Origin of the sequence: Mesorhizobium sp. LNHC221B00, from assembly GCF_000502935.1 — a bacterium.
Lineage (GTDB): Bacteria > Pseudomonadota > Alphaproteobacteria > Rhizobiales > Rhizobiaceae > Mesorhizobium > Mesorhizobium opportunistum.
Map to the genome: position 1 here is coordinate 153011 of NZ_AYWR01000005.1, position 16168 is coordinate 169178.

The following is a 16168-nucleotide window of genomic DNA, read 5'->3' on the forward strand; positions in this document are numbered from 1 at the left end:
ACCGGGCCGTCATTTGCTGAAATCTCAAAAACCACATCGATAAGGTCCATCCCGATGATTTCGCGCACAAACCGATTTGCCGCCCTCTTTGCAGGACTGTTCCTGGCGTTCTCCATGGTCGCGATCGATCATGCCGAGGCCCGTCGCGGCGGCAGTTTCGGCAGCCGTGGCATGCGTACGTTCCAATCCGCGCCGCCGACAAGGACCGCCCCGGCGCCGACCGCTCCGGTCGAGCGTTCGATGACACCCAACACCGGTGTGAACTCTGCCGCACGGCAGCCGCAGGCGGGCCTGCAGAGGCCCGGCTTCATGAGCGGCTTCGGCGGAACGATGATGCGCGGGCTGCTGATCGGCGGCCTGATCGGGCTGCTCCTGGGCCAAGGCTTCGGCGGCCTCGCCGGCATGTTCGGCTTCCTGCTGCAGGCCGTGCTCATCGGCGGCGCGATCATGCTGGCTATCAGGTTCTTCCGGTCGCAATCCGCGCGTGGTCCTGCGCTCGCCGGTGCCGGCAATGCCCAGGCTTCGCGGTTTGAGAACCGCGCAACGTCACCGCGGCAATCGGCAGGCTCTTTCACAATCCCCGGCTTTGGCGGCGGTTCGGGTGGAGGTTCTCCGGCCGGCGGCTCCGACGAGATTACGCTGGCCCAGACCGACCTCGACGCATTCCAGCAGCTGTTGACCGATGTCCAGGAAGCATTCGGACGCGAAGACCATGCCGCCCTGCGCCGGGCGACGACTCCCGAGATGGTGTCCTATCTGTCCGAAGAGTTGGCCGACAATGCCCAGAAAGGTCTTAGGAACGAGGTATCGGACATCACCTTGCTGCAGGCCGACATCGCGGAAAGCTGGCGTGAGGACGACCGCGACTACGCCACGGCCGCATTGCGCTACGAGTCTCGTGACGTGATGCGCGAACGAGCCAGCGGCAAGGCCGTCGAGGGTGACGATGACCATCCGACAGAGACGACCGAATTGTGGACATTCATGCGCGAGAATGGCTCGAACTGGAAGCTCTCGGCCATCCAACAGGCCTGAGCCCCGGTCAGTCTTATCCCAGGCTTCGAGGCGTCGTTGCGAGCGGTTCAGCGCACGATCTTGACGCACATCGGCGTGCCGATGCCGATAGCACGTCCGGTGTCGACCAGCATGCCGCTGTCGGCATCGCGGGCGAAGATCGAGATGCGGTCGCCATTCTGGTTGGCCGAGAACAGATGACCGCCTGACGGCGTCAGCGCCAGGTTGCGCGGCGTCGCACCGCCGCAGGGGACATAGCCAACGAGGCTCAGTACACCGGTCTGCTGGTCGACCGCCATGATGACGACGCTGTCGTGACCACGGTTGGAGCCGTAGACAAAGCGGCCGTCCGGCGCGATCTGGATATCGGCGCAATGGTTGCTGTCGCGCGCCTCGGCCGGCACCGCCGGCCTGGTGTCGACGATGGAGAGTTTGCCGCTCACCTCGTCGAACTTCATCGACACCACGGTCGAATCCAGCTCGTTCATGACGAAGACGAAACGACCGTTCGGATGGAGCGCGAGATGGCGTGGACCGGCGCCCGGCGGCAACTCGGATTCGGCAAGCTTGCTCAGGCTTCCATCCCGTTCGATCCGGTAGGACACCAGCCGGTCGATGCCGAGGTCGGCGACGATGGCCGTTCCGCCGGCAATGGTCTCGGTGACGCTGTGGGCGTGCGAACGCTCCTGCCGGGTCGCATTCGGGCCAGTTCCCTTATGCGAGACACTGGCCAGCGGCGGCGTCAACGCGCCATCCTTGTCGAAACCATACACCGCCACGGCGCGATCCGGACCGCCCTCGCCCATGCCGTAATTGGCGACCAGCAGCTTCGTGCCGTCGCGGGTGATGGTGTTGTGGGCGGTGATGCTGCCCAGCGATGGCTGTTTGTTCAAGTAGGTGAGCGTCCCGGAGCCACGATCGAAGCCGTAGGCGGAAACGGTTCCCTCGCGCCAGGTGAAGACTTCCGAATTGGCATAGATCCGTGAGCCATCCGGCGTCACCGACAGGAAGGTCGGGTTGTCGACGTCATTGGTCTCGGCCAGTTTTCTGGTTTCCAGCGTTTCCTCATCGAAGCTGTAGACGCTGAGGCCGGTGCCGCGCGCGCCCTGAAAATACGGCGCTTCCCGGTTCAGGCTGCCGACGAAGACCAGACAGGCGTTGCTCATGATTTCCTCCCTTCCCCGCGGGCGCTCGGGTGCCGCGGGACGGGCCAAAATTTCGCCTGTTCACGCTTGCAACGCAACCCCATATGTGAAAATACTATTTACAAAAGAAGATTGACGGGAGGAGACGTCGTGCATTCCTGCGCCTCGATGCGTGTTCGAACGGTTGCGCGAAGCCTCCTGCGAGATCGCCGGAGCCAGCCATGAACGACTTCGCGCCCACTGTCGGCGTCGCCTCGACGCACCCCAAAAACATGCCGGCCGATCACGCTGCGCTGCCGGTGTGGAATGCCGAGAACTGGTTCTACGAGGATTGGCCGGTCGGCCAGAAGATCCGCTCGTTGCGGCGCACGATGGCGGAAGGCGACAGCCACCTTTTCAACACGCTGGTGCTCGACATCCACCCCTACGTACAGGACCAGATGTTTGCCGAAAGCGAAGGCATTTTCGGCAAACGGCTGATCGCCGGCGCCTTCGTCTTCTCGGCTGGCCTGGGACTGGTCGCCACCAACTGCGTCAACGCCTTTTCCTATGGCTACGACAAGCTCCGCTTCATAAAGCCTGTCTTCATCGGCGACACGATCTATTCGATCCGCTCCAATTTGGACAAGACGCCCCGCTACAAGGAGATGGGCCTGATCCGCGCCAGCTATGAGGTGTTCAAGGGCGAAGGCGAACTCGTTTTGTATTGCGAGCACCTGCAGACGGTGAAGTACCGCAACCCTGCCGATTTCGCAGGCAAGACGGAGAAATAACAATGCCGGCTTTGGCCGAATTGCCGCTCGCCGGTCTCGTCGTCGTCGACATGAGCCAGTTCCTGTCCGGGCCCTACTGCTCGCTCAGGCTGCTCGATCTCGGCGCCCGCGTCATCAAGATCGAGCGCCCGGATGGCGGCGACCTGTCGCGCCGGCTTTATCTCAGCGATACCGAAATCGGCGGCGATTCCACTATCTTCCATGCCATCAACCGGGCCAAGGAAAGCCTCGCCATCGACCTCAAGAACGAGGCCGACCTGAAGGTGCTGCGCGGGCTGCTGGCCCAGGCCGACGTGCTGATCCAGAATTTTCGGCCGGGCGTCATCGAGCGGCTCGGCTTCGACTACGAAGCCGTCCGCAAGATCAATCCGCGGCTCGTCTACGCCTCGATCAGCGGCTATGGCGAAGAAGGACCATGGGTCAAGCGGCCCGGCCAGGACCTGCTGGCGCAGTCGCGCTCCGGGGTGATGTGGCTGAACGGCGACGAGGACCAGGGGCCGGTGCCGTTCGGGCTTGCCATCGGCGACATGCTGGCGGGCGCGGCCTGCGCGCAAGGCATTTTGGCGGCACTTGTGCGGCGCGGCATCACCGGTCAAGGCAGCCATATCGAGACCAGCCTTTTGGAAGCGCTGGTAGATTTCCAGTTCGAGGTGCTGACCACGCATCTCAATGACGGCCGCCGCCTGCCGCGCCGCTCCAGCTTCCGCAGCGCGCATGCCTATCTGTCTGCGCCTTACGGCGTCTATCCGGCCAAGGACGGCTATCTCGCCATCGCCATGACGCCGATCCCGAAACTCGCCGACCTGCTATCGCTCGATGAGCTGGCGCCCTATCGCGATAAACCGGCATCGTGGTTCACCGCGCGTGACGACATCAAGGCGATCATCGCGCAGCGGATCGCCACCAAGACCATCGGCGAATGGCTTGATATCCTCGAGCCCGCCGACATCTGGTGCGCCAAGGTGCTGACCTGGCCAGAAATGCTGGCCAGCGAAGGGTTCCAGTCGCTCGACATGCTGCAGACGGTGACGCGCGAAGACGATGTCTCGATCCTCACCACCAGTTCGCCGCTCAGGGTCGATGGCATCAGGGCCAAGGTCGATCGAGCGGCACCGCGCATCGGTGAGCACAGTGCCGCAATCCGCCGGGAGTTCGGCCTGTGACCACTCTCACTCTGGTGCCCACCCTCAGCGGCATGACCTGGAGCCATCCGCGCGGCTACGACCCGATGGTCGCCTGCTCTGCTCTCTGGCAGCAGAAGACCGGTGTCGCCATCGAATGGGACAAGCGCTCGCTCCAGGATTTCGAATCCTTCCCGGTCGAGGAACTGGCGCGCGCCTATGATTTGATCGTCATCGACCACCCGCATGTCGGCCAGATCACGGCGGAGCGTTGCCTCGCGCCGCTGGATGTCGCCGGCCGTGAGGCCGAGCGCGCCGCGCTAGCCTCGGGCAGCGTCGGCCAATCCTATCCGAGCTACAACTGGCAAGGACGGCAATGGGCATTCCCGATCGATGCGGCCAGCCAAGTTTTGGCCTGGCGACCAGATGCAATGGAGACACCGCCAACGCGCTGGGGTGAGGTGCTCGATCTCGCCCGGCAAGGCCGCGTGCTGCTGCCGCTGCGCCCACCCCATGTGCTGATGGCGTTCTACACGCTGGCCGGCAATCTTGGACATTCCTGCGCGACCGATCCATCCCGCGATATCATCGATGCCGAGGCCAGCAGCGAAGTCTTCGAGGCGATTCGCGAGATCGCGGCACTGGTCGAGCCGGCTTGCTTCGACATGGACCCGATTGCCGTTTCGGAACGGATGGCTGAAGCCGGTTCCCGCATCGTCTGCGCACCGCTGATCTACGGCTACGTCTCTTATGCGGTCGCGGGCTTTCGCGCACACCAGCTGGCTTTCGCCGACATCCCGGTCATCGGCTCCAGCGGTCCGATCGGTTCGGCGCTCGGCGGCACCGGCATAGCGGTGTCGGCCTTTTCCAAAGCCAGGGATGCCGCGATCGACTTCGCCTATTGGGTCGCCAGCGGCGATGTCCAGCGCGGTCCCTACGCCGCCGCGGGCGGACAGCCCGGCCATGCCGCCGCCTGGGAGGACCGGACGGTCAACGCCGTGACCGGCAATTTCTATCGCGATACGCGCGCCACGCTGGAAGGCTCATGGGTGCGGCCGCGCCATGACGGCTACATGGCGTTCCAGCAGGCGGCGTCCGAACGCATCCTTTCCGGCATGAGTTCAGGGCACAAGGCCGCCCAGGTCGTTGCCGATCTCAATCGCCTGTTCCGGGAGAGTTCCCTGGCGCAGGTGTCCGGCGCTGCCGGTGGAGGAGCTTGAAACGAAACCGAACGGAGGAGATCGAGATGACAAGAATGATAAGCGGCCTTTTGGCCGCAACCGCATTTGTATCCATCACAACAATTGCCTATGCGCAGGATGCGCAAGGCGTCATTGGCGGGCTGCCGACCGAACTCAAGGCGCAGTATGACGGCGCGCCGCAGAAGGTGCTGCCTTCGGCTTGGGACAATTTCACCCCGCCGTCGAAGCCGTGGAAGTGGTGCCACTCGGAATCCTACCAGGGCAATCCCTGGCGGGTGACGGTGACCAAGGAGTTGAAGCGGCTCGTCGACGGGCTGATCGCCGACGGCACGGTGTCGAGCTTCGAGGTTTCCGATTCCAACAACGACGCCAGCCAGCAGATCAACCAGATCCGCGCCTTCATCGACAAGAAGTGCTCGATCATCACCTCGATTCCGGGCTCCGCCACCGCACTCGACGACGCCATCGACGCAGCCGCCAAGGCCGGCATTCCGTTCATCACCGCCGCTGGTTCGGTGACCAGTCCGAACGCGATCAATGTCGATTCCAACTATGCGCGCTGGGGCTACGACATGATGACGGCGATCGGCAAGGCGCAGCCGGACGGCGCCAGCATCCTGCTCGTCGAAGGCATTGCCGGTCACCCGATCGTGGTCCAGGAACGCCAAGGCGCGGACAAGGCGCTGGCGGAAAATCCGAAGCTGAAGATTTCGCGCACCGTCAACGGCAACTGGACGGCCAACGTCACCAAGACCGTGGTGCTTCAGGCGATCGCCACCAATCCGGCGCCGATCGATGCTGTGTGGACGACCGGCAGCGAAAGCCGCGTCGTTGCCGAGGCCTTCGCCGAAGCCGGCCGCCCGGCGCCATTGATCACCGGCTCGATCACAGGTGACGCGCTGGGCTACTGGAAGGCCAACCCTGACAAATACCGCTTCGAAGGCCATGCGGTGCTGCCGCATTGGACCGCCGAGACGTTGTTTCGCGTCGGCGAGCGCATGCTCGAGGGCCAGAAGCCGAAGCTGAACACGCTGCTGATCCCGATCCCGCCGGTCCACAACGCCGACCTCGGCCAATGGTACAAGGACTGCATGACGACCGATGCCGTCTCGATCTTTCCGATACCGCCGAACGACCCGATGCCGGAGGAATGGCTCGACGCCTATTTCTCGAACCCGGCGCCGACCAAGGGCTGGGATTATTCGAAGGTACCAGATGCCTGCGCAAAGTGACGCCGGCGACAGGTAAAATTTCAGCGAGCCGGCTCCTTTCGGGGAGCCGGCTTGCCAGCTTCGAAACATGGCATGCTTGAGATCACCAACATATCCAAACGCTATGGCGAGACGATCGCGCTCGCCGACGCTTCGATCGCGTTCCGGGCGGGGACCATCCACACCATCCTGGGCGAGAATGGTTCGGGCAAGAGCACCATGGTCAAGCTCCTGTCCGGCATCGTCCAGCCAGACGGTGGCTCGATCCTCTTGCATGGCAAGCCGTTCTCGGGCACGAGCCCCTCGGCCTTCCAGGCGCAAGGGCTCGCCACGGTATTCCAGGAGGTGCTGATCGCGCCCGATCGCAGCGTGGCCGACAACATCCTGCTCGGCCTCGACGGCCTGCTGCGGCGCGCCGTGCCTCGCAACGAACGCCGCGCCAGGGCGGCCGCCGCGCTCAAGCGCTTCGCCATCACCGACGTGCCCCTCGACAGGCCCGCCGGGCTGTTGCCGCTCGCCGCCCAGCAATTGATCGTTCTTGCCCGCGCGATCGTGCGCAATCCAAGAATCCTGATCCTCGACGAAGTCACCGCCGCGCTCGACTTCGCCGATCGCGAATCCGTCTTTTCGCTGATGCGCGCGCTTGCGGGCGAAGGCTGCCTCATCCTGTTCATCACGCACCGCATGGACGAGGTGATGACGCTTTCGGATCGCATCTCGATCCTGCGCGGCGGCAGCGTGGTGCGCACCGAGGAACGTGGTGCCTCGACCCCGGCGGAATTGCTCAAGGCGATGGCGCCACGCACGGCGGCGGAGCTGGCGCATGGTTGATCGCACCGCTCCAGGCCTGGCCGTCCGCGACCTCGTCATCGCGCCGGGCGCCAGCGCAATAACGCAAACCATCGCTCCGGGCGAGATCGTCGGCCTTGCCGGTCTCGACGGGCACGGCCAGGAGTTGTTCCTCAAGATGCTCGCTGGCCTGGCGTCGCCACTTGGCGGCTCGATCGAGATGTCCCTGCCCGGCGTATCCCGCAAGATCACAGGCTTTCGCAAGGCGGTCGCCAGCGGCATTGCCTATTTGCCGCGCGACCGGCGTGCGAACGGGATTTTCCCGACGCAGTCCGTGCTCGACAATTTCGCCGTCTCGACACTGTCGCGCGACACGCGCCTTGGCCTGATCAGTCCCGCGGCGCGCAAGGCACGCTACGACGTCTACCGCGAAAAACTGTCGATCGTCGCGCCCCGGCCTGACGCGTCGATCACCACCCTGTCGGGTGGCAACCAGCAGAAGGTGCTTTTGGCGCGGGCGCTGGCGCTGGAGCCTGCAATCCTGCTTCTCAACGACCCGACGCGCGGCGTCGACGTGGCCACAAGGCATGTTCTCTACCATGTCTTTCGCGGCCTGGCCGCGGACGGCATGGGGCTCGTCATCCTGTCCAGCGAGATCGAGGAGATTCTTCTCCTGTGCCAGCGCGTGCTGGTGTTTCGCGAAAATGAAGTCGCGGCGGAAATTGCCGGCGATGCGCTGACCACGGACAGCGTGATATCAGCCATGTTCGGACGCGCGGCATGAACTTTTTGACGCACCTCCTGTCGCTTGGGCGAAATGTCGGCTTCGCGGTCGTGCTGCTGGTCGTCCTGCTCGCGGTCAATCTTATCCTCAGCCCGGGGCGGTTCCAGCCGGGGTCGTGGGGCGCGCTGGTCGGACTGGCCGCGCCCTTGATCGGAGCGGCGATTGCGTCGGCCCCGGTCATTCTCGCCGGCCGTGGCGGCATCGACATTTCGGTCGGGCCGCTGATGGGCTTCGTAAACGCCATGGTGATCCAGGTGCTTTTCCTGAATGCCGGCATCTCCTCGCCCCTGCTGCTTGTCCCAGCGGCTTTGCTCATCGGCGCGCTGATCGGCGCGGCGAACGGCTTTCTGGCGACAATCGTGCGCATCCAGCCGATCGTCGCCACGCTCGGCACCTACCTCATCCTCACCGGCATCACGCTGACGATCCTGCCGGCGCCGATCGGTCCCGCGCCGGCCTGGCTCAAGGCGCTGTCCGGTCCGCTGTCGATGCTGCCGCTGGCGGCGATGTTCATCGCCTGGTGGCTGGTGCGGCGCACCCCTTACTACGACCAGTTGATGGCGGTCGGCAGCGATGACCGTGCCGCCTATACCGCCGGTGTGTATGTCACCCGCGTCCGCTTCATCGCCTATGTGATGACCGGCATCTTCGGCGGATGCGCGGGGCTGATGCTGACAGCGCTGATCGGTTCGGCCGACCCCAACATAGGACCGACCTACACGCTGATCGCCATCGCCGCCGTCGCGCTCGGCGGCGTCAGCCTGGCCGGTGGCCGTGGCGGCGTGGCAGGAGCCGCGATCGGCGCGATCGACATCTTCCTGCTGCAGAGCGTGCTGACGACTTTCAACGTCTCGACCTTCGTGCTGCAGATCGCCTATGGCGCCATATTGGTGCTGGCGGTGATGCTGACCGCGCTGCAGGAACGTCTTGCCATGAGGGGGCGCTGACATGGCTGCCAAGCGAAACCTGTTCGCGACGACCAATGCCCGCGTCGTCGGCGCCTTCTGCATCGCCGCCCTTCTGCACCTTGCCGGCGCAGTCCTCATTCCCGGTTACTCTTCGCCGTTTGCCGTGCGCGCCATGCTGGTGCTCGCTTCGCTGCTTGCCGTCGCCTCGATCGGCCAGACGCTGGTCGTCATTATGGGCGGCATCGACCTGTCCATTCCCTTCGTCATCGGCTTTGCCAATGTCGTGGCCGCACAGCTCTACGGCGATGGCTGGAACTTCTTTCTCGTCTGCGGCCTTGTCGGCGTGCTAGCGCTTCTCATCGGCGGGCTGAACGGGCTGATCTCGCGCAGCCTCGACATCCAGCCGCTCATCGTCACGCTCGGCATCGGCATGGTCGTGCAGGGGCTGGTGCTGTTGTGGACAGCCGGCTTCCCCTCCGGCTCGGCACCGCAAGCGGTTTCCAGCTTCGTGTCGATCGGCGGATCGGCCGGGCCGCTGCCGGTGCCATGGCTGGTGCCCAGTCTCATCGTTCTGGCAGCGCTCGTCGTGCTGGTGCTGGAACGGACGCCCTATGGGCGCCGGCTCTATGCGCTTGGCAGCAATCCGGGCGCCGCACCGCTGGCGCTGATCGATCCGGTCCGCATATGGGTCATCACCTATGCGGCGAGCGCCTTCTTCGCCGCCGTGGCGGGCGTGCTGCTGCTCGGCTTCACCGGCTCGGCCTATGGCGATGTCGGCCAGCCCTATTTGTTCCAGACCATCGCCGCGGTCGTCGTCGGCGGCGCGGCACTGGTCGGCGGGCGTGGCAGCTATCTCGGCACGATCGCCGGCGTGCTGGTGCTGACGGAGATCAACACGCTGCTGATCGGCCTCGGCTTCCAGCCCTCGGCGGTGCAGGCTGCCCTGGGCCTCATCATCGTGCTGCTGGTTTCGCTCTACGGCCGCGAACGGCATGTCTCGACGACCATCTGACGGGTTGCTGCTAGGCGAGCCGCCACAGCTTGCGGGCATTCGCCGACAACAGCCTGTCGCGCTCCGAAATGCTGCAGCCTGCAAGCAGCGCATGGGTCGCAGCCACCCAGGTCGAGAGGCCGCCGCCAAGCGTGCAGACCGGCCAGTCGCTGCCCCAGACGACACGGTCCCAGCCGAAGGCAGCGATTGTGTGCTCGACATAGGGCCGCAGCGTCTCGACAGTCCAGCTGCCGGCATCGGCATAGGCGACAACACCGGAAATTTTGGCGATGACGTTCGGACGCCGCGCGATCTCTCTCATATGTTCGCGCCATGGATGCTCGGCTCCGCCCTTGATGTCGGGCACGCCGCAATGGTCGAGGACGAACTGGACATCCGGCGCCAGGTCGGCCAGCGCGATCGCCTTGGGAATCTGGTGCGGCAGCACCACGAGGTCGAAGGTCAGGCCGGTGCCGCCAAGCCGCTTGATGTTGTCCCGGAACAGCGGGCCTTCCGACAGCTCATCCGGCACGACATGGAGGACGCGGCGAAAGCCCTTGACGAAAGGATTCGCCCGCTGGCGTTCGAGATAGGGCGCAAAGCCGGTCTCTTCCGGCCGGCAGGAGGCGATCGCTCCAGCGAGCATGCTGCCTGGTTGCCGCGACAGAACTTCGACGCGGGCGGTCTCGGCCTCGATGTCGGCCGGATCGACATCGACCTCCATATGCAGCACGCGCTCGACGCCGACACGCTGCGCTTCCCCGGCATACTCCCCGTAGGAGAAATCGCGGTCGAGCGCTGGCACGCCGGCAAGCCAGGGATAGCGCAGCACCGAGCGATCGATGAGGTGCAGATGGGTGTCGACGATCATGGCCAAGTTCCTCCCTTCAAGCTTTTTCAGATCATCTCACGGAGGAATTCTTCATTCAAATAAGAATTACGCCGCTGCGCCAACAGCCGATCCGGCTAGGCGTGACAACCTTTCGGCCATGGCCAACAACAGTTCGATGGTCCTGGTAATGTCGGGCGCGGAGGGCGCGTTGACGACGGTGATGTAAGGAATCGACAGCGCCGCGATCGCCCTGCCGTCGGAACTGCGCACAGGCGCCGAAAGGTTGAAGACGCCGGCGGTCTGCATCGAGGCCATCATCTCGTAGCCGCGGTCGCGAATCTGGTCGAGACGGGTGAAGAACTCGGCCGGCTGCGCCATCTTGTCTGTGCTGCGGACATGTTCGGAGATCATCATCTGGCGTTCTTCCTCCGAGCGGAAAGCCAGCAGCACATGCCCCGAGCCGGTGTCGAACAGGCTGATGTGGGATCCCACCCGGATCGAGATGCCCCAGTAGTTCGGGGCCTCCTGCTGGGCGATCACGACGGCGGAACCGCGATCAAAAACAACGAGTTGGTTAGCCTGTTGCGACGTTTCGGCGAGCTCACGCATCAGCGGCGTGGCGTATGAAACGAGCCGTCGCACCGGAGCATGCAGTTGCGCCAGGCCAAACAGCTTCAGTGTCAGCGAATAGCGGTCGCCGTCCAGTCGCGTGACATAGCCGCGCCGCACCAGCCGATCCAGCATGCGGTAGAATTCGTTGGGGCTGCGCTCGAGTTTCTTGGCGATTTCGGCTTGCGTCAGGCCGCCGTCGACGCCGGCCAGCAGTTCGAGGATGTCGAGCCCCTTGTCGAGCGCCGGCGCGCGATAGCGCTCGTCCTCGCTGTCATCCATGGCTCATCCCTCCAGTAAAATCGATTCTTCATATACGCAGGAATGCGGCCGAACGGAAACAAATTTCGCCTTGACGTGCCCGTGAATGTTTTGTTTGTATATGAATGTAAATGCTTCTTGTCATCAGACGAGTTGCGGTCGCCGCTGAGGCGCACCCAGGGAGGATACCAATGAACAGACTGCTTTCCGGCGTGTGCGCCGGCGCATTGATGCTTGCGTTCGGCGCAGGCACCGCCCTTGCCGGCGACCTGCCCGGCAAGTTTGCAGGCGTGACCGTCGACGTGAAACTGATCGGCGGTCAGCAATATGAAAAGCTCTATGAGCGGATCCCGGAATGGGAGAAGGCGACCGGCGCCAAGGTCAACATCCTGACCAAGAAGAACGGCTTCGACATCGACAAGGAGCTCAAGTCCGACATCGCCTCGGGCAGCACCAACTGGTGCGTCGGCTGGAACCATTCGTCCTTCGCGCCGCAATATACAGGCCTCTACGCCGACCTCAGCAAATTGCTGCCAAAGGAAGAAATCGACGCCTTCGTGCCGTCGACCATCAAGGCGGCAACCATCGACGGCAAGCTGGAAATGCTGCCGCGTGCCCAGTTCGACGTTTCGGCGCTCTACTACCAGAAGAGCCTCTACGAGAACGCCGACAACAAGGCCAAGTTCAAGGCGAAATACGGCTATGACCTGGTGCCGCCGGACACCTGGAAGGAAGTCACCGACCAGGCCGAGTTCTTTGCGAACCCGCCCAATTTCTACGGTACGCAGTTCGCCGGCAAGGAAGAGGCGATCAACGGCCGCTTCTACGAGATGGTGGTCGCCGAGGGCGGCGAATATCTCGACAAGGACGGCAAGCCCGTCTTCAATTCCGAGGCTGGCGTCCGCGCGCTCGACTGGTTCGTCAACCTCTACAAGGCCAAGGCCGTGCCGGCCGGAACGACCAACTACCTGTGGGACGATCTCGGCCAGGGCTTTGCCTCGGGCACCGTCGCCATCAACCTCGACTGGCCAGGCTGGGCCGGCTTCTTCAACGATCCGAAATCGTCGAAAGTCGCTGGCAATGTCGGCGTGAAGGTCGCGCCGAAAGGCTCTTCCGGCAAGCGCACCGGCTGGTCCGGTTTCCATGGCTTCTCGGTGACCGAGAACTGCCCGAACAAGGAAGCCGCCGCTTCGCTCGTCTGGTGGCTGACCAACGAGGATAGCCAGAAGCTCGAGGCCGCCGCCGGCCCGCTGCCGACCCGCACCGCGGTCTGGGACTGGGACCTGAAGCAGGCCGAGAACGATCCGTACAAGAAGGAGGTTCTCTCCGCCTTCCAGGAAGAGGCCAAGCACGCCTTTGCCGTGCCGCAGACGCCTGAGTGGATCGAGATTTCGAACGCCGTCTATCCGGAGTTGCAGGCAGCGATCCTCGGCGACAAGACCTCCAAGCAGGCGCTGGACGAAGCCGCCGCCAAGGCGACACAAATCCTCCAGGACGCCGGCAAGCTCTAGAACCGTCTCCCAACGCTGCCTCTCCCATCGGGAATGGGGGAGGCGATCGCGCTTCGCCGGCGAGAGCGCTGAACCATCGACGACAGACTTTCCGTTCCCGGCCCGCGCCTGAACAACGGGCGTCCAAAGCAAACACCACAGGATTCTGATGAAGGGCTTCAAGCCATCCGCGCCATTCCTGCTGCTGCTTCCGGCAATGATCGTGCTGGCGGCGGTCGTCGTGGTGCCGTTGCTGCTCTCGCTCTACTCCAGCTTCACGCCCTTCCGCCTGACGCGGCCCGAGACCTTCTTCGTCTTCGTCGGCTTCAGGAACTATCTTTCGATCCTGTCCAACACCGATTTCTGGTGGGCGTTCGGGCGCACGGTCCTCTTGCTGACCATCGCGCTCAATCTCGAAATGCTGCTCGGCCTCGGCCTCGCCATGCTGGTCGAGAAGGCGACACGTGGCCAACGCATCCTGCGCACGCTGATGATGTTTCCGATGATGTTTTCGCCGATCCTCGTCGGCTTCCAGTTCAAGTTCATGTTCAACGACAATATCGGCCTGGTGAACAACGCCTTGCAGTCGCTCGGCATCACCAGGGATGCGATACCGTGGCTGATCGAGGGCCATCTCGCCTTCATCGCCATTTCGGTCGCCGAGATCTGGTCCTCGACGGCGATCTTCGCCATCCTGATCCTGGCCGGTCTGCTCGCCATGCCCAAGGAGCCGATCGAGGCGGCGCGGGTCGACGGCTGCACGCCATGGCAGACATTCCGCTATGTGACGTGGCCTTTCGTGATGCCCTTCGCCTATATCGCCATGACCATCCGCTCGCTCGACGTCGCGCGCGCCTATGACATCGTCAAGATCATGACCGATGGCGGACCGGCGGGCCGAACGGAGCTGCTCTGGACGCTGGTGGCGCGCACTGCCTACAGCGACGGGCGTATGGGCATGGCCAACGCCATGGCCTATTTCTCGATCCTGCTGTCGATCGCCTTCACCGTCTATTTCTTCAACAAGCTCGCCGCGGCGCGCACGCAGATCGGTGCGGAGTGGTGAGAATGGACGAGAATTCTTCCGCCCGCCTGAAGCGCCGGCTCACCGGCGTCGTCTACCGCATCGGCCTCTTCCTGGCGATGCTGACCATCTGCCTGCCCGGCCTGTGGATCGTGCTGTCGTCGCTGCGGCCGACCGTCGAGATCATGGCCAAGCCGCCAGTGTGGATCCCGCAGGAGATTTCGTTCGACGCCTATGTCTCGATGTTCTCGGGCATCGGCAAGGGCGGCATCCCGGTCATCGAATATTTCCGCAACTCGCTGATCATCTCGGTGACCTCGACGGTGATCGCGGTGGCCATCGGCATGGCCGGTGGCTACGCCTTCGCGCGCTATCGTTTCCGCGGCAAATCGAGCGTCTTCCTCGGCCTGATGCTGACGCGCACCGTGCCGGGCATCGCGCTGTCGCTGCCGCTGTTCTTCCTCTATGTGCGGCTCGGCATCATCGACACGCATTTCGGGCTGATCCTTGCCTATGTCGCGCTCAACGTGCCGTTCACGATCTGGCTGATCGATGGCTTCTTCCGCCAGGTGCCCAAGGACCTCGCGGAAGCCGCGCAGATCGACGGCTGCACGCGCTGGCAGGCGTTCTGGCAGGTCGAGTTCCCGCTTGCTGGGCCGGGCATCGCTTCGGCCGCGATCTTCGCCTTCCTGACCTGCTGGAACGAATTCGCGCTGGCCTCGCAATTGACCCGCTCGGTCAGCGCCAAGACGCTGCCGGTCGGCCTGCTCGACTACACGGCCGAGTTCACCATCGACTGGCGCGGCATGTGCGCGCTCGCCGTGGTGATGATCATCCCGGCGCTCACCCTCACCTATATCGTCCAGAAACACCTTGTCGGCGGCCTGACCTCCGGCGCGGTAAAAGGCTGATCCCATGGCAACGGTTTCCCTCAGCAAGTTGACCAAGCGCTACGGCAATGTCGGGATCGTGCATGGCATCGATCTCGATATCGCCGACCGTGAATTCATCGCCCTGGTCGGCCCCTCCGGCTGCGGCAAGTCGACGACATTGCGTATGATCGCCGGGCTCGAAGAGATCAGCGCCGGCTCGATCGAGATCGGCGGGCGCGTCGTCAACGATTTGCCGCCGCGCTCGCGCAACATCTCGATGGTGTTCCAGTCCTACGCGCTCTACCCGCACATGACCGTGCGCGAGAACCTCGGCTTCTCGCTGAAAATCGCGGGTGCCGCCAAGGAAGACATGGACCGCCGCGTCGCCGAGGCCTCGGCGATCCTCGGCCTCGACACGCTGCTCGACCGCCGGCCGTCGCAGCTCTCCGGCGGCCAGCGCCAGCGCGTCGCGATGGGCCGCGCCATCGTGCGCGATCCCGACGTATTCCTGTTCGACGAGCCGCTTTCCAATCTAGACGCCAAGCTCCGGACGCAGATGCGCACCGAGATCAAGAAGCTGCATGCCAAGGTACAGTCGACGGTGATCTACGTCACCCATGACCAGGTCGAGGCGATGACGCTTGCCGACCGCATCGTCATCATGCGCGACGGTCATATCGAACAGGTCGGCACGCCTGACGAGGTTTTCCGGCGGCCGGCGACGCGCTTCGTCGCCGGGTTCATCGGTTCGCCGCCAATGAACCTGCACGAGGCGACGATCGACGACGGCCAGATGGTTTTTTCCAGCGGCGAGAAGCTGCCGCTGCCCGGCCAGTTCAAGGCCAATGTCGCCACCGGCGACAAGGTCGTGTTCGGACTGCGGCCCGATGACATCTATCCGACGGGACATGGTATCAGCTCCGGCAGTGCGGCCGACGTGCACCAGATCGAATTGCCAATCACGGTCACCGAGCCGCTCGGCAACGAGACGCTGGTGTTCGTCGAGTTCAACGGCGCGGACTGGGTGTCGCGCATGCTGAATCCGCGACCACTCAAGCCGGGCGAGCGAGTGGCCATGAGCCTCGACATGTCGCAGGCGCATCTGTTTGCCACCGAGACCGGAAAGACATTGCGGAGCTGAC

Annotated in this window: 16 protein-coding genes; 13 read left to right on the forward strand and 3 right to left on the reverse strand. The window is 63.9% G+C overall.

Annotated features, from left to right (window positions below; all coding sequences use genetic code 11):
• Positions 1-54 precede the first annotated feature (54 nt).
• A complete protein-coding gene (locus X741_RS157790) occupies positions 55-1035 on the forward strand; it encodes a Tim44 domain-containing protein (RefSeq protein WP_023777105.1) in 981 nt (326 codons plus the stop codon).
• A 47-nt stretch (positions 1036-1082) separates the two neighbouring features.
• Here the strand turns inward: X741_RS157790 and X741_RS157785 are convergent, their stop codons facing one another.
• The gene (locus X741_RS157785; protein WP_023777106.1) at positions 1083-2180 is read right to left on the reverse strand and encodes a lactonase family protein; all 1098 of its coding nucleotides are present in this window, start codon (positions 2178-2180) and stop codon (positions 1083-1085) included.
• A gap of 200 nt (positions 2181-2380) precedes the next feature.
• Here X741_RS157785 and X741_RS157780 point away from each other — a divergent pair, with 200 nt between their 5' ends.
• From X741_RS157780 to X741_RS157745, 8 genes are all read left to right on the forward strand, one after another.
• Positions 2381-2932 (forward strand): MaoC family dehydratase, encoded by a 552-nt coding sequence (locus X741_RS157780; RefSeq protein ID WP_023777107.1) that lies wholly within the window; start codon positions 2381-2383, stop codon positions 2930-2932.
• 2 nt (positions 2933-2934) lie between these two features.
• Entirely contained in the window at positions 2935-4095 is a 1161-nt protein-coding gene (locus tag X741_RS157775) for a CaiB/BaiF CoA-transferase family protein (protein ID WP_023777108.1), read from the forward strand.
• Between the two features lie 32 nt (positions 4096-4127).
• Positions 4128-5273 carry an extracellular solute-binding protein gene (locus tag X741_RS157770; RefSeq protein WP_031249911.1) on the forward strand — a complete coding sequence of 382 codons (1146 nt, stop codon included), beginning with the start codon at positions 4128-4130 and terminating at the stop codon, positions 5271-5273.
• A gap of 26 nt (positions 5274-5299) precedes the next feature.
• Positions 5300-6487: an ABC transporter substrate-binding protein gene (locus tag X741_RS157765; protein WP_023764714.1), complete on the forward strand. Its 1188-nt coding sequence runs from the start codon at positions 5300-5302 to the stop codon at positions 6485-6487.
• 72 nt (positions 6488-6559) lie between these two features.
• Complete coding sequence (locus X741_RS157760; RefSeq protein WP_023777110.1) at positions 6560-7297, forward strand: ATP-binding cassette domain-containing protein; 738 nt, start codon at positions 6560-6562, stop codon at positions 7295-7297.
• Positions 7290-8039 (forward strand): ATP-binding cassette domain-containing protein, encoded by a 750-nt coding sequence (locus tag X741_RS157755; RefSeq protein WP_023777111.1) that lies wholly within the window; start codon positions 7290-7292, stop codon positions 8037-8039. The genes X741_RS157760 and X741_RS157755 overlap by 8 nt, the downstream gene beginning before the upstream one ends.
• Positions 8036-8986 carry an ABC transporter permease gene (locus tag X741_RS157750; protein ID WP_023777112.1) on the forward strand — a complete coding sequence of 317 codons (951 nt, stop codon included), beginning with the start codon at positions 8036-8038 and terminating at the stop codon, positions 8984-8986. The genes X741_RS157755 and X741_RS157750 overlap by 4 nt, the downstream gene beginning before the upstream one ends.
• Before the next feature lies 1 nt (position 8987).
• Positions 8988-9959: an ABC transporter permease gene (locus X741_RS157745; RefSeq protein ID WP_023777113.1), complete on the forward strand. Its 972-nt coding sequence runs from the start codon at positions 8988-8990 to the stop codon at positions 9957-9959.
• A gap of 10 nt (positions 9960-9969) precedes the next feature.
• Here X741_RS157745 and X741_RS157740 read toward each other — a convergent pair whose 3' ends face one another.
• On the reverse strand, positions 9970-10809 hold the full coding sequence (locus X741_RS157740) for an amidohydrolase (RefSeq protein WP_023777114.1): 840 nt from the start codon (positions 10807-10809) through the stop codon (positions 9970-9972).
• Positions 10810-10875: 66 nt separating this feature from the next.
• On the reverse strand, positions 10876-11661 hold the full coding sequence (locus tag X741_RS157735; RefSeq protein ID WP_013896938.1) for an IclR family transcriptional regulator: 786 nt from the start codon (positions 11659-11661) through the stop codon (positions 10876-10878).
• Positions 11662-11831: 170 nt separating this feature from the next.
• Between X741_RS157735 and X741_RS157730 the strand changes: the two genes are divergently transcribed.
• The 4 genes from X741_RS157730 to ugpC all read left to right on the forward strand — a co-directional run bounded on the left by X741_RS157730 (position 11832) and on the right by ugpC (position 16167).
• Positions 11832-13151 (forward strand): sugar ABC transporter substrate-binding protein, encoded by a 1320-nt coding sequence (locus tag X741_RS157730; protein ID WP_023777115.1) that lies wholly within the window; start codon positions 11832-11834, stop codon positions 13149-13151.
• Positions 13152-13299: 148 nt separating this feature from the next.
• The gene (locus X741_RS157725) at positions 13300-14196 is read left to right on the forward strand and encodes a sugar ABC transporter permease (protein ID WP_023764707.1); all 897 of its coding nucleotides are present in this window, start codon (positions 13300-13302) and stop codon (positions 14194-14196) included.
• A 2-nt stretch (positions 14197-14198) separates the two neighbouring features.
• Positions 14199-15065, forward strand: coding sequence for a carbohydrate ABC transporter permease (locus tag X741_RS157720; protein ID WP_023764706.1), 867 nt, complete (start codon positions 14199-14201; stop codon positions 15063-15065).
• Positions 15066-15069: 4 nt separating this feature from the next.
• Positions 15070-16167, forward strand: coding sequence for a sn-glycerol-3-phosphate ABC transporter ATP-binding protein UgpC (gene ugpC, locus X741_RS157715; protein WP_023777116.1), 1098 nt, complete (start codon positions 15070-15072; stop codon positions 16165-16167).
• Position 16168: the final 1 nt, after the last annotated feature.

What these genes read in the sequence shown, in the direction of transcription:
- X741_RS157745 (WP_023777113.1), top strand. Translation starts at nt 8,988, where the DNA reads ATGGCTGCCAAGCGAAACCTGTTCGCGACGACCAATGCCCGCGTCGTC.
- X741_RS157785 (WP_023777106.1), bottom strand. Translation starts at nt 2,180, where the DNA reads ATGAGCAACGCCTGTCTGGTCTTCGTCGGCAGCCTGAACCGGGAAGCG.
- ugpC (WP_023777116.1), top strand. Translation starts at nt 15,070, where the DNA reads ATGGCAACGGTTTCCCTCAGCAAGTTGACCAAGCGCTACGGCAATGTC.
- X741_RS157720 (WP_023764706.1), top strand. Translation starts at nt 14,199, where the DNA reads ATGGACGAGAATTCTTCCGCCCGCCTGAAGCGCCGGCTCACCGGCGTC.
- X741_RS157775 (WP_023777108.1), top strand. Translation starts at nt 2,935, where the DNA reads ATGCCGGCTTTGGCCGAATTGCCGCTCGCCGGTCTCGTCGTCGTCGAC.
- X741_RS157780 (WP_023777107.1), top strand. Translation starts at nt 2,381, where the DNA reads ATGAACGACTTCGCGCCCACTGTCGGCGTCGCCTCGACGCACCCCAAA.
- X741_RS157760 (WP_023777110.1), top strand. Translation starts at nt 6,560, where the DNA reads ATGCTTGAGATCACCAACATATCCAAACGCTATGGCGAGACGATCGCG.
- X741_RS157750 (WP_023777112.1), top strand. Translation starts at nt 8,036, where the DNA reads ATGAACTTTTTGACGCACCTCCTGTCGCTTGGGCGAAATGTCGGCTTC.
- X741_RS157735 (WP_013896938.1), bottom strand. Translation starts at nt 11,661, where the DNA reads ATGGATGACAGCGAGGACGAGCGCTATCGCGCGCCGGCGCTCGACAAG.
- X741_RS157730 (WP_023777115.1), top strand. Translation starts at nt 11,832, where the DNA reads ATGAACAGACTGCTTTCCGGCGTGTGCGCCGGCGCATTGATGCTTGCG.
- X741_RS157790 (WP_023777105.1), top strand. Translation starts at nt 55, where the DNA reads ATGATTTCGCGCACAAACCGATTTGCCGCCCTCTTTGCAGGACTGTTC.
- X741_RS157740 (WP_023777114.1), bottom strand. Translation starts at nt 10,809, where the DNA reads ATGATCGTCGACACCCATCTGCACCTCATCGATCGCTCGGTGCTGCGC.
- X741_RS157755 (WP_023777111.1), top strand. Translation starts at nt 7,290, where the DNA reads ATGGTTGATCGCACCGCTCCAGGCCTGGCCGTCCGCGACCTCGTCATC.
- X741_RS157725 (WP_023764707.1), top strand. Translation starts at nt 13,300, where the DNA reads ATGAAGGGCTTCAAGCCATCCGCGCCATTCCTGCTGCTGCTTCCGGCA.
- X741_RS157765 (WP_023764714.1), top strand. Translation starts at nt 5,300, where the DNA reads ATGACAAGAATGATAAGCGGCCTTTTGGCCGCAACCGCATTTGTATCC.
- X741_RS157770 (WP_031249911.1), top strand. Translation starts at nt 4,128, where the DNA reads ATGACCTGGAGCCATCCGCGCGGCTACGACCCGATGGTCGCCTGCTCT.